Genomic DNA, 12,375 nt, shown 5'->3' on the forward strand with positions numbered 1-12,375 from the left:
ATCGGAGGGCGGGGATCAGCCGCCGCACTTCTTGGTGACGGTGTTCCAGTTGCCGCACTTGAGCGACACCCAGTCGGCCTCGAGGTCCTTGGAGCCGGGCAGGAAGTCGGTCCAGGCGTCGCCGGGGACGAGGTCCTTGGTCTTCCACACCACGTCGAACTGGCCGTCGGCCTTGATCTCGCCGATCAGCACCGGCTTGGTGATGTGATGGTTCGGCAGGACCTTGGCGATGCCGCCGGTCAGGTTCGGGGTCTCGATGCCCGGCAGGGTGTCGATGACCTTGTCGGTGTCGACGGTGCCGGCCTTCTCGACCGCCTTGACCCAGGCGTTGAAGCCGATGACCGAGGCTTCCATCGGATCGTTGGTGACGCGCTTCGGGTTCTTGGTGAATTCCTTCCACTTGGCGATGAAGGCGTCGTTCGCCGGGTCCTTCACGCTCTGGAAGTAGTTCCACGCGGCCAGATGGCCGACCAGCGGCTTGGTGTCGATGCCGGCGAGCTCTTCCTCACCCACCGAGAACGCCACGACCGGGATGTCGGTCGCCTTGATGCCCTGGTTGCCGAGTTCCTTGTAGAAGGGAACGTTGGCGTCGCCGTTGATGGTCGACACGACGGCGGTCTTCTTGCCGGCCGAGCCGAACTTCTTGATGTCCGAGACGATCGTCTGCCAGTCGGAATGACCGAACGGCGTGTAGTTGATCATGATGTCTTCTTTGGCGACACCCTTGGAGATCAGATACGCCTCGAGGATCTTGTTGGTGGTGCGCGGGTAGACGTAGTCGGTGCCGGCGAGCACCCAACGCTTCACGTCGCCACCGTCCTTCGACATCAGGTAGTCGACGGCCGGGATCGCCTGCTGGTTCGGAGCGGCGCCGGTGTAGAACACGTTGCGCTCGGACTCTTCACCCTCGTACTGGACCGGGTAGAACAGGATCGAGTTCAGCTCCTTGAAGACCGGCAGCACGGACTTGCGCGACACCGAGGTCCAGCAGCCGAAGACCACCGAGACCTTGTCCTTGGCGATCAGCTCGCGCGCCTTCTCGGCGAAGAGCGGCCAGTTGGAGGCCGGGTCGACGACGACTGCCTCGAGCTTCTTGCCGAGGACGCCGCCCTTCTTGTTCTGCTCGTCGATGAGGAAGAGGATCGTGTCCTTGAGCGTCGTCTCCGAGATCGCCATGGTGCCGGAGAGCGAGTGCAGGACGCCGACCTTGATGGTGTCGGCGGCATTGGCGGACGAGGCGAAGGCACCGGCCGAAATGGCGGCGCCGACGATCGCGCCCAGAAGCTTCTCGTTCACAGTCATGAATATCTCCCCCGGGATGGAACCCTGTTCGGATCACGGAGCCCGCCGTCGGGTCCGCTCGGGAAGGGAGTTGAACGCGCCGCAGCAGAACGGCCCATACGTCATATGACGCAGGTTCTGCCCGATCGGCCGGCATGCGAAGAATTGGTGCAGACTGCTGCCCTTTTGCTGGGCAGAGGGCGGAATTCCACCGAGATCCGCACCGTGCGGGGATCGGGGCGGCGTCGCCGAGACTGGTCGACGCCGTGCGGATCGCGTATCAATCTTTCGACGAAAGTCGCATGCGGCGATCCGGCCGCCTGCCGCCGAACCGACGAGGTCCCATGTCGCTCACGATCGCCGTCATCGCCCACGACGAAAAGAAGCCCGCCCTGGTGGACTGGGTGGTGCGCAACGCCGAGGCCCTGCGCCCGCACCGGCTGATCGGCACGGCGACGACCGGCTCGCTGGTGAAGAAGGCGCTGCCCGACATGGATCTGCGGACGGTCAAGTCCGGCCCGCTCGGCGGCGACCAGCAGATCGGCGCGATGATCGCGGAAGGGGAGATCGATCTCCTCGTCTTCTTCCCCGACCCGCTGACGCCGATGCCGCACGACGTCGACGTCAAGGCGCTGCTGCGTCTGGCGCTGGTCTACGACGTGCTCTGCGCCTTCAACCAGGCGACGGCCGACCTGATGGTCGTGTCGGGCTTCCTGAAGGGCGACCACGTCAAGCGCTCGGCCCGCGTCGCCTGAGGGGAACGCTCCCGATCTCTGCCTCCTGTTCGGCTTCACCCTGAGGTGCCCGGCAACGCCGGGCCTCGAAGGGCGAAGCCACGACGGGCGGTGCCTCTCGGCCCTTCGCGTTTCGAGGCTCGGCTTCGCCGAGCACCTCAACATGAAGGGCCTCTGCGCGAAGTCGTGCCCGGAAGCTCGCACGATTCTTGCTCGCTTACGCGCTGCCCACGTCCGCGACTCGCCCGGTCTCTCGACCGCGGCGCCCGCGCGTGCGACACCGGGCGTGACGCATCGCGGCGAGGGGGGAACGCGGAGAGCATGGCCGGTCGACAGCGCATCCTTCCCGTCCGTCGCGACTACAATCGCTGGGTCGCCGACCAGACGCTCGAAGACTACGCGCTGCGCTTCACCGCCAAGAGCGCCCGGCGCTGGTCGGCGCCGCGCGTCGCCCAGACGGCGATCGGCGCCATCTCCTTTCTGGCGCTCGAGGCGATCGGCGGCGCCATCACGCTCGCCCACGGCTTCGTCAATGCCGCAGCCGCCATCGTCGTCGTGTCGATCGTGCTGCTCGTCACCGGCTTTCCAATCGCGCGCGCCGCGGCGAAGTGGGGCGTCGACATCGACCTGCTGACCCGCGGTGCCGGCTTCGGCTACATCGGCTCGACGGTGACCTCGCTGATCTACGCGAGCTTCACCTTCATCCTCTTCGCCATCGAAGCCTCGATCATGTCGTCGGCGCTGGAGCTCGCCTTCGGCTGGCCGCTGTGGCTCTCCTACATCCTGTCGGCGCTCGCGGTGATCCCGCTCGTCGTCTACGGCATCACCGCGATCTCGCGTTTCCAGCTGTGGACGCAGCCGTTCTGGATCGTGCTCAACGTCGCCCCCTTCGCCTTCATCCTGTGGAAGGACCCGGCGCAGATCGCGGCGTGGTGGCAGTTCGGCGGCGTCCATGCCGGCGGCCAGCCGGGGTCGCTGTTCGAGAGCTTCGACGTCGTCCGCTTCGGCCTCGCCTCGTCGGTGATCCTCGGCCTGATGCCGCAGATCGGCGAGCAGGTCGACTTCCTGCGCTTCCTGCCCGCCCGCGTCGAGAAGGCCGGCCGCGCCCATCGCATCGGCACGTTCTTCGCCGGGCCGGGCTGGATCGTGCTCGGCGCGCCGAAGCTCTTCGCCGGATCGCTGCTCGCCGTCGTGGCGCTGCGCATGGGCGTTCCCGAGAGCCATGCGGGCGAGCCGGCGTGGATGTACGACGTCGCCTTCTCCTACATGCTGCCGTCGAAGGAGGCGGCGGTGGTGCTGACGGCGGCCTTCGTCGTCGTGTCGCAGCTCAAGATCAACGTGATGAACGCCTATGCCGGGTCGCTGGCGTGGTCGAACTTCTTCTCGCGCGTCACCCATTCCCATCCCGGCCGCGTCGTCTGGCTGGTGTTCAACGTGGCGATCGCGCTGCTGCTGATGGAGCTCGGCATCTACGAGGCGCTGGAGAAGACGCTCGGTCTCTTCGCCATCGTCGCCGTCGCCTGGCTCGGCACCATCACCGCCGATCTCGGCATCGCCAAGCCGCTCGGTCTCGCTCCGCCGGGGATCGAGTTCAAGCGGGCGCATCTGCCGGACGTCAATCCGGTCGGGCTCGGCTCGATGGGGCTCGCCACCGCGCTGGCGCTGATCGCCGTCACCGGCCATTTCGGGGTGATCGCCCAAGCCTTCGCCCCCTTCGTGGCGCTCGCCACGGCGCTCGTCGCGGTGCCGTTCCTCGCCTGGGCGACCGGCGGGCGGTGGTATCTCGCCCGCGAGCCGGAGAAGGACTGGGCGAGCCGCTCGACCATCCGCTGCTCGGTCTGCGAGCACGACTTCGAGCCCGAGGACAGCGCCCATTGCCCGGCCTACGACGCGCCGATCTGCTCGCTGTGCTGCTCGCTCGACGCCCGCTGCCGCGACCAGTGCAAGCCGCAGGCACGCATCTCGGCGCAGGCGCGGGAATGGACGCGGACGCTGCTGCCCGAGCCGATCGCCCGACGCCTGTCGCCGCGGCTGCTCGAGTACGTCGCCATCCTGTCGCTGATCGTCGCGGCGATCGGCCTCGTGCTGCTGGTCATCCACTTCCAGTCCGACCCGCGCGATCCGGCGATCGAGGCGGCGCTGACGCGGGCGCTGTGGGCGGCCTTCTTCGTGCTGATCATCGTCGCCGGCGTCGTCGCCTGGTTCTTCGTGCTGGCGCACGAGAGCCGCCGCGTCGCGGAAGAAGAATCCGCGCGTCAGACCGGCCTGCTGCTCGACGAGATCGAGGCGCACGAGCGCACCGACGCCGAGCTGCAGAAGGCGAAGGAGGCGGCGGAGGCGGCGAACTTCGCCAAGAGCCGCTATCTCGTCGGGCTCTCCCACGAGTTGCGCACGCCGCTCAACGCCGTGCTCGGCTATGCCCAGGTGCTCGAGCGCGACGCCGGGCTGTCGGAGGGCCGCGCCCATTCGGTCAAGGTGATCCGCCGTTCGGCCGAGCATCTCTCCGGCCTGATCGACGGGCTCCTCGACATTTCCAAGATCGAGGCCGGGCGGCTCGAGCTTGCCCGCGACGAGATCCGCTTCGCCGAGTTCCTCGAGAGCCTCGTCGAGATGTTCCGGCCGCAGGCCGAGGCCAAGGGCCTCGCCTTCCGCTTCACCCGGCCGACGAAACTGCCCGATGTGGTGGCGACCGACGAGAAGCGGCTCAGGCAGGTGCTGGTCAATCTGCTCTCCAACGCGGTCAAGTTCACGTCGCGCGGCGAGGTTCATTTCGACGTCGCGATGCGCCACGAGATCGCGACCTTCACCGTCACCGACACCGGCATGGGCATCGCCGAAGGCGAGATCGACCGCATCTTCGATCCCTTCGAGCGCGGCGCGGCGGCGGCGAAGAAACCCGGTCTCGGCCTCGGGCTCACCATCACCAAGATGATCGTCACGGTGATGGGCGGCGACGTCCGGGTCGACAGCCGGGCGGGCGAGGGCGCGCGCTTCCGCGTCCGCATGCATCTCTCGGTCGTCGCCCGGCCGGTGGCGCTGCCGGCGGTGCCGACGGTCACCGGCTACGAGGGGCGGCGGCGGTCGATCCTGGTGGTCGACGACAACGACGATCACCGCGATCTGCTGAAGCGCGTCCTGGTGCCGATCGGCTTCGAAGTCGCCGAGGCGGTCGACGGGGCGGCCTGTCTCGACGCGGTGCGGAAGGCGCCGCCCGACCTGATCCTGCTCGACATCTCGATGCCGGGCATGACCGGCTGGGAGGTGGCGGTGGCGCTGCGCGCGGGAGGGTACGGCGGGCGGATCGTCATCCTCTCGGCCAACGTCGGCGACAGCCGGCCGCCGGAGGTGGAAGTGGCGCCGCACGACGACGTGGTGGCGAAGCCCTTCGATCTCGCTCGTCTGCTCGACCGACTGCAGCTCCACCTCGATCTCGTCTGGTTGGAGGCGGGGGAGGAGCCGGCTGTCACTGCTGCGCCCGCCGCGCCGGCGCCCGCCGTTGCCACGACGCCTCCCGCCGACGATCGGCCGACGGCGGCGGAGGCGATCGATCTGCTGCAATGGGCGCGGATCGGCTATGTTCGCGGCGTGGCGGGCAAGCTCGCGGCGATCGAGGCGGAGATCCGCGCGGCGGGCGGCGAGCCGGGGCGGCGGATGATCGATCTGGCGCGGGCCGCCGAGACCTTCGACATGGCGCGGCTCGTCGCGCTGCTGGAGACCGACGATGGCTGCTGACAGACCGGCGGAGAGCCGCGACATCGTCCTCGTCGTCGACGACAACCCCGACACGCTCGGCTTCCTCACCGAGACGCTGGAGGGGCAGGGCGCCATGGTGCTGGTCGCCACGGGGGGCGAGCAGGCGCTGGCGATCGTCGAGCGGATCACCCCGGACGTCATCCTGATGGACGCCGTCATGCCCGACATCGACGGCTTCGAGACGACGCGGCGGCTGAAGCGGCTCGCCGCCACCGCCGACGTGCCGATCATCTTCATGACCGGGCTCTCGGAGACCGAACACATCGTCGAGGGGCTGGAGGCGGGCGGCGTCGACTACGTCACCAAGCCGATCGTCCTCGACGAGCTGACGGCGCGCATCCGCGTCCATCTCGCCAATGCCCGGCGCGAGCGCTCGGCGCGGCTGGCGCTCGACGGCGCGGGGCGGTTCCTGCTCGCGACCGACGCGACCGGCCGCATCGCCTGGGCGACGCCGCAGGCGGTCAAGCTGATCGGCGAGATCGGCGGCGAGGCCGGCGGCCTTCCCATGGCGGTGCGCGAACGGCTGGTGGCGGCGATGGCGGCGGGTGCGGCGGTGGCCGACCTCGTGCCGATCGGCGAGAGCGGCAACCGGCGCATCCAGCTGACGCCGCTCGGCCGGGCCGGCGAGGACGAATGGCTGTGGCGGCTGATGTGCGACGAGGTCGGCGGCGACGAGGCGGCGCTGCGCCGTCGCTTCGGCCTGACGGCGCGCGAGGCCGAGGTCTGCCTCTGGGTGGCGCGCGGCAAGCCGAACCGCGACATCGCCGACATTCTCGGCCTGTCGCCCCGCACCGTGAACAAGCACCTCGAGACGGTCTTCGCCAAGCTCGGCGTCGAGAATCGCGCCTCCGCCGCCGTCATGGCGCTGCGGGCGATCGAGGCGGGGTAGGGGCGGGGGAGAACGACTGGCGCAGAGGTGGCGAAATGCCTATGAGAGGTCACGCATGTCCTCTCGCGCGAGATCCGCCATGACCGACACCGCCGCAACGCCTGCCTCTGCTCCTTCGCCGGCTCCCGCCGCTCCCTTCGTCGCCCGTGTGCCGACCGCGCTCTTCGGCGCGGTGCTCGGCATCGGCGGGCTCGCCAACGGCTGGCGGGTGGCGGCGCGGCTGTGGGGCGTGCCGAGCCTCGTCGGCGATGCGCTGGCGGTGGTCGCCTTCCTCGTCTGGGCGAGCGTCGCGACGCTGGTCGTGCTGAAATGGGTGAAGGCGCGGACGGCGGCGCGCGGTGAGCTGGCGCATCCGGTGATGGGCGGCTTCGTCGCGCTCGCCGGGGTCGCCACCATGGTCGCCGGCATCGCCATCCAGCCGGTCGTCGCGCCGCTCGGCATCGTCCTGATGATCGTCGGCCTCGTCTTCCAGGGCCTGTTCGCGACGTGGTTCGTCGGGCGGCTGCTGCAGGGCGGGCGCGAGATCGCGACGGCGACGCCGGTCTTGTTCCTGCCGACGGTCGGCGGCGGTTTCGTCGCCGGCATGGCGCTGGCGGCCCTCGGCCTGCGCGATGCCTCGGCCATGGCCTTCGGCATCGGCTTCGTCACCTGGCTGGTGATCGAGGGCGTGATCTGGCAGCGGCTGCTGCACGGACCGGCGCTGCCGGTGCCGCTGCGCGCGTCGATGGGTATCGAGATGGCGCCGCCGGCCGTCGGTCTCGTCGCCTATCTGGCGGCCAACGGGGGCAACGTCGACGTCATCGCGCTGGTGCTCTTCGGCGTGGCGCTTCTGTGGGCCGCGGTGGCGGTCCGCAACTTCGGCTGGGTGTCGGAACAGCCCTTCGGCGCGCCGTGGTGGGCGTGGTCGTTCGGCGTCTCGGCGCTGCCGACGGGGGCGATGCGCCTCGCCGAGGCCGGCGCGCCGACCGCGGCGCTCTTGGCACCGGGCCTCTTCCTCGTCGCCAACCTGATCATCGGTCTCTTCGCCGGGCGGTCGCTGGCGATGATCCTGCGCGGCACCTACGTGCCGCCGATGCCGCCGGCTCCTCCGCCGCAGGCGTGAAGACGGCTTGAAACGACGACGCCCGAAGGCCTGCCTTCGGGCGTCGATGTCTCGGTGTATGGCCGAAGATCGCGCGGTCAGTTCACCGGCTGGTGGCGGACGCGGAGCGAGCCGTCGTCGGCCTCGAAGAACGTCTCCTCGACCTGCGGGTGCCTGAGCGGCATACCGGTGTCGTCGGGGATGAGGTTCTGTTCGGAAACGTAGGCGACGTATTCGTTTTCCGCGTTCTCGGCATAGAGGTGGTAGAACGGCTGATCCCTGGACGGACGGACGTCCTCCGGGATCGCTTCCCACCATTCCTCGGTGTTGCAGAACATCGGATCGACGTCGAAGACGACGCCCCGGAACGGGTAGACCCGGTGGCGGACCACCTGACCGATGCCGTATTTGGCGAAGCGGATCTTGGATTCGACCGTCAACGCATCACTCCCGCGTGCCTCGGCGCCCTCGAGGGGGCCGCGCGCGCTCTACGCGAATTTGCGCAGCAAAAACTTCACGAGGGGGGCGCGAGAGTCAAGCGCTCGCCGCGATGTGGGCGTGTCTCAACCGATTGAAATGCGAAATCTCTTGCATGAAGCGTAAGAATTTACCCCGTCCGAGGGCTCGGACGGGGTAAACGGGCGTTCGTCGTCTTGTTCGGCGGCGAACAACGCGATGTCTCACAGACCGTAGGCGGCGGCGAGATCCGGGTCCTTGGAGGCGACGAGCTTCGCCAGATCGACGATGACCTTGGCCTGTTTCCAGGTGGCGTCGTCCTGCATCTTGCCGTCGATCATCACTGCGCCGGTGCCGTCGGGCATGGCGTCGAGGATCTTCTTGGCGAAGGCGACCTCGCCCGGATCGGGCGAGAAGACGCGCTTGGCGATGTCGATCTGGGTCGGGTGCAGCGACCAGGCGCCGAGGCAGCCCATCAGGAAGGCGTTGCGGAACTGCGCCTCGCAGGCGGCGAGGTCGGAGAAGTCGCCGAAGGGGCCGTAGAAGGCCTTGATGCCGGCCGACTGGCAGGCGTCGACCATCTTGGCCACCGTGTAGTGCCAGAGATCCTGCTGGAAGCGGGTGCGCGGGGCGTCGCCGTTCGCATCCTGCAGCACCTGATATTCGGGATGGCCGCCGCCGACGCGGGTCGTCTTCATGCCGCGCGAGGCGGCGAGATCGGCCGGGCCGAGGCTCATGCCGTGCATGCGGGGGGAGGCGGTCGCGATCTTCTCGACGTTCTTGACGCCCTCGGCGGTCTCGAGGATGGCGTGGATCAGGATCGGCTTCTTCACCCCGTGCTTCGCCTCGAGCTGGGCGAGGAGCTGGTCGAGGAAGTGGATGTCCCACGGGCCCTCGACCTTCGGCAGCATGATCACGTCCAGCTTGTCGCCCAGTTCGGCGACGATCTCGGTGACGTCGTCGAGCACCCAGGGCGAGTTCAGGCAGTTGATGCGGGTCCAGAGACCGGTGCCCAGCGCCGCGAAGTCCGTCGCCTTGCCCATCTCGATGAAGCCCTTGCGGGCAGCGATCTTCTGATCGGCGGGGATGGCGTCCTCGAGGTTGCCCAGCACCACGTCGACCTTGGCGGCGAGTTCCGGCACCTTGGCGCGGACCTTCTCCATGTGCGGCGGCACGAAGTGGATCATGCGCTCGAGCGTCACCGGCAGCTCGCGGAAGGGCTCCGGCGCGCCGATGGCGAGGGGCTTGAAGAAGGCGCGGGGGGTCTTCTCGGTCATGGCGGCGTCCTCCGGATCAGTCTCTTGCTGCGCTGCAATGCGAAACGTTTGAATGGTCCTAGATCGGTCCGATGCGTCGCACAACTGACTGAAAGTCTGATAGGCGCGCCGCGCATGGGTCGGACGGGGCTTTCGGGGCTCGGCGGCGTTGACAGGGGCGGGGGCGAAACGCCATCGTCCGGCCTCGGTCCATGGCGGGAATGCCGGCGACCCGCGCCGATTTCTCGACATTTCCCCGCCGGAGCCCCATGGAACAGGTCGTCAATCTCGCCATGCCGTTCTTCGGCCTGATCTTCATCGGCTGGGCGTGCGGCAAATTGCGCGTGCTGCCGGTCGAGGGGCTGGGCTGGCTCAACTTCTTCATCGTCTACGTGTCGCTGCCGGCGCTGTTCTTCCAGCTGCTGTCGCGCACGCCGGTCGAGCAGCTGACGCGCTGGAGCTTCGTGGCGACGACGACCGCCTCGACCTTCGCGATGTTCTGCCTCGCCTTCGTCGTCGGCATGCTCTTCAACAAGGGCGACATGCGCGCCGCCGCGATCACCGCGACCGGCGGGGCCTATTCGAACATCGGCTACATGGGACCGGGCGTGACGCTGGCGACGCTCGGGGCGCAGGCGACGGTGCCGACCGCGCTGGTCTTCTGCTTCGACAACGCGATCTTCTTCATCATGGTGCCGCTGCTGATGGCGATCGCCGGCGAGCGGCAGAGCCCGTGGTCGACGGCGCAGATCATCGCCAGGCGCATCTTCCTGCACCCGTTCATCCTCGCCACCATCGTCGGCGTCGGGGCGGCGGTGACGGGGCTGCGTCCGCCGATCTTCGTCGACAAGATGCTGACTTCGCTGATGCAGGCGGCCGCCCCCTGCGCGCTCTTCGCCATGGGCGTGACGGTGGGCCTGCGCCCGCTCGAGCGGATCACCGCCGAGATCCCGGTGGTGCTGACGATCAAGCTGGTGCTGCACCCGATCGTCGTCTTCTCGGCGCTGTGGTGGATCGGCGGGATCGATCCGATCTGGACGATGACGGCGCTGCTGATGGCCAGCCTGCCGCCGGCGCTCGGCGTCTATGTGCTGGCGCAGCAGTACCATTCGCACGTGCCGACGGCCTCGGCGATCGTGCTGATCGGCACGCTGGTGTCGGTCGCGACACTGACGGCGGCGCTGTGGTTCGTCACCCACGATCCGCTGGGGATCGGCGTCGTCGTCGGGCATTGAGGGCAGCACGGCGAGGCGCGGACGCGGTCTCCCGGCTCGTCTCGGCCTTCGCGGATCCGACGACCCTCGCATCCGGTCCTCTCCCCCCTCGAGGGGGAGAGACAGAGAGGGGGGGCGCTGCGTCGCGATCGGGATTTGAGTCGACGGGGAGCCGCCGTTGCCCCCCTCCCTGTCCCTCCCCCTCGCGGGGGGAGGGAACGATGCGGCGACCGCATTCAAAGCATCGGCGACGGAATTCGCAACGTCGTCGCGTGCGACCCTCACGCCTTCGGCAACGCCCCGCCGCGCATCATCGCCGGGGCGATCAGGCTCGGCGTCAGGCCTTCGCGCATGACGAGGCGACGCAGCGGGCCGACGCGGGCCGCGAGGAAGAAGCCCAGCGCGCGCGCCGCCTGCACCGGCAGGAGATCCGACATCAGCGCCCGATTGGCGACGTCGACGCCGCGGGTACGGGTCTCGACGTCGAGGCGGCGGGCGCGCTCATAACGGCCGAGCATGGCGTCGCCGCCGAGGTCGTCGCCCTCGGCCAGCGCCTTGGCGGCGCATTCGCCGAGGCTCGCGACGTCGCGAAGCGTCAGATTGAGCCCCTGGGCGCCGATCGGCGGGAAGGTGTGGGCGGTCTCGCCGATCAGCGCGATGCGGCGGGCGCCGTAGCGCTCGGCGATGAGGGAGGCGAGCGGCCAGACCTGACGGCCGGGCTCGACCGCCATCTTGCCGTAGGCGGACCGCGAGCGGCGCTCGAGCTCGCGCGCGAGTTCCGCGTCGGGCATCGCCTTCAGCCGCTCGGCCTCGTCCGGCGTCTCGATCAGCACCACCGAGGAGCGGTTGCCACCGGGCAGCGGCACCAGCACGAAGGGGCCGGTGCGGGTGTGGAACTCGGTCGAGACGTCGCGGTGCGGCACCTCGTGGGAGAGGTTCAGCACCAGCGCCGACTGGGGATGCGCCCAGGTCTTGGTCCCGATGCCGGCCGCCTCGCGCAGTCGCGAGTGCTTGCCGTCGGCGGCGACCGCGAGGCGGGCGGAGACGGTGACGCCCGAGGGCGTGACGAGTTCGACCCGGTCGACGAGCGGGCGGACGGTCTCGACCGGCTCTGCGACGCGGACGATTCGCGGATGGCCGGCGATCTTGGCGTCGAGGATGGCGGTGAGGTCGCGGTTGACGATGTTGACGCCGAAGGAGGGGCGGTCGATCTCGCTGGCGTGGAACGTCGCCTCGGGCGCGCGGATCAGCCGGTCGGTCGCATCGACGAGACGCATGGTGGCGAGGTCGGCGCCGGCGGCGGCGATCTTCTCCCAGACGCCGAGGGTCTCGAGGAAGTCGACCGAGCCGCCGAGCAGCGCCGTGGTGCGGACGTCGTCGGGCCGGGTCGGCGGGGCGAGAAGCGCGGTGACGAGGCCCATCTCGGCGAAGAGCGCCGCGGCGGCGAGGCCGGCGGGACCGGCACCGACGACGGCGACGTCGAACAGGCGGTCGGCGGCGGGGGCGGGGCTCGTCATGGCGGGTCTCTCGAGGGTCGATCGGGCGGCGGAGCATGCGGCAGGGCGGGGATCCACGCAAGCGGCGAGGCGATCCGTGGTGGGCGTGCCGGAGCGGGCGAGCTGACCGCGGCGATGGTCGACATGGGCCGCGGGCCTGCGACGAATCGCGCGCAATCCGGGCTTCCATCCTTCCATGTTCATGATATGTTCCG

The 12,375-nt window shown here is 69.2% G+C and carries 9 protein-coding genes; 5 read left to right on the plus strand and 4 right to left on the minus strand.

All coding sequences use genetic code 11. The features are described from left to right. Positions 1–15 precede the first annotated feature (15 nt). On the minus strand, positions 16–1,302 hold the full coding sequence (urtA, locus tag ACT541_RS09660) for an urea ABC transporter substrate-binding protein (RefSeq protein WP_476136319.1): 1,287 nt from the start codon (positions 1,300–1,302) through the stop codon (positions 16–18). Positions 1,303–1,625: 323 nt separating this feature from the next. Here urtA and ACT541_RS09665 point away from each other — a divergent pair, with 323 nt between their 5' ends. From ACT541_RS09665 to ACT541_RS09680, 4 genes are all read left to right on the plus strand, one after another. Further along, on the plus strand, positions 1,626–2,036 hold the full coding sequence (locus ACT541_RS09665; protein WP_476136320.1) for a methylglyoxal synthase: 411 nt from the start codon (positions 1,626–1,628) through the stop codon (positions 2,034–2,036). A gap of 300 nt (positions 2,037–2,336) precedes the next feature. Beyond that, positions 2,337–5,747: a hybrid sensor histidine kinase/response regulator gene (locus ACT541_RS09670; RefSeq protein WP_476136322.1), complete on the plus strand. Its 3,411-nt coding sequence runs from the start codon at positions 2,337–2,339 to the stop codon at positions 5,745–5,747. Next, a complete protein-coding gene (locus ACT541_RS09675) occupies positions 5,737–6,657 on the plus strand; it encodes a response regulator (RefSeq protein WP_476136324.1) in 921 nt (306 codons plus the stop codon). The genes ACT541_RS09670 and ACT541_RS09675 overlap by 11 nt, the downstream gene beginning before the upstream one ends. A 79-nt stretch (positions 6,658–6,736) precedes the next feature. After that, positions 6,737–7,759, plus strand: coding sequence for an SLAC1 family transporter (locus tag ACT541_RS09680; RefSeq protein WP_476136325.1), 1,023 nt, complete (start codon positions 6,737–6,739; stop codon positions 7,757–7,759). Positions 7,760–7,836: 77 nt separating this feature from the next. On the opposite strand, the gene hspQ is transcribed toward ACT541_RS09680, so the two are convergent. Further along, positions 7,837–8,178, minus strand: a complete 342-nt coding sequence (hspQ, locus tag ACT541_RS09685; protein ID WP_476136327.1) for a heat shock protein HspQ — start codon at positions 8,176–8,178, stop codon at positions 7,837–7,839. A gap of 240 nt (positions 8,179–8,418) precedes the next feature. After that, positions 8,419–9,471, minus strand: a complete 1,053-nt coding sequence (locus ACT541_RS09690) for an HpcH/HpaI aldolase/citrate lyase family protein (RefSeq protein ID WP_476136329.1) — start codon at positions 9,469–9,471, stop codon at positions 8,419–8,421. Positions 9,472–9,719: 248 nt separating this feature from the next. Here ACT541_RS09690 and ACT541_RS09695 point away from each other — a divergent pair, with 248 nt between their 5' ends. Continuing rightward, positions 9,720–10,685 carry an AEC family transporter gene (locus ACT541_RS09695; protein ID WP_476136330.1) on the plus strand — a complete coding sequence of 322 codons (966 nt, stop codon included), beginning with the start codon at positions 9,720–9,722 and terminating at the stop codon, positions 10,683–10,685. A 260-nt stretch (positions 10,686–10,945) separates the two neighbouring features. Here the strand turns inward: ACT541_RS09695 and ACT541_RS09700 are convergent, their stop codons facing one another. Next, positions 10,946–12,181 (minus strand): UbiH/UbiF family hydroxylase, encoded by a 1,236-nt coding sequence (locus ACT541_RS09700; protein ID WP_476136331.1) that lies wholly within the window; start codon positions 12,179–12,181, stop codon positions 10,946–10,948. Positions 12,182–12,375 lie beyond the last annotated feature (194 nt).

The organism is Pinisolibacter sp. DMC100 (genome assembly GCF_056313705.1).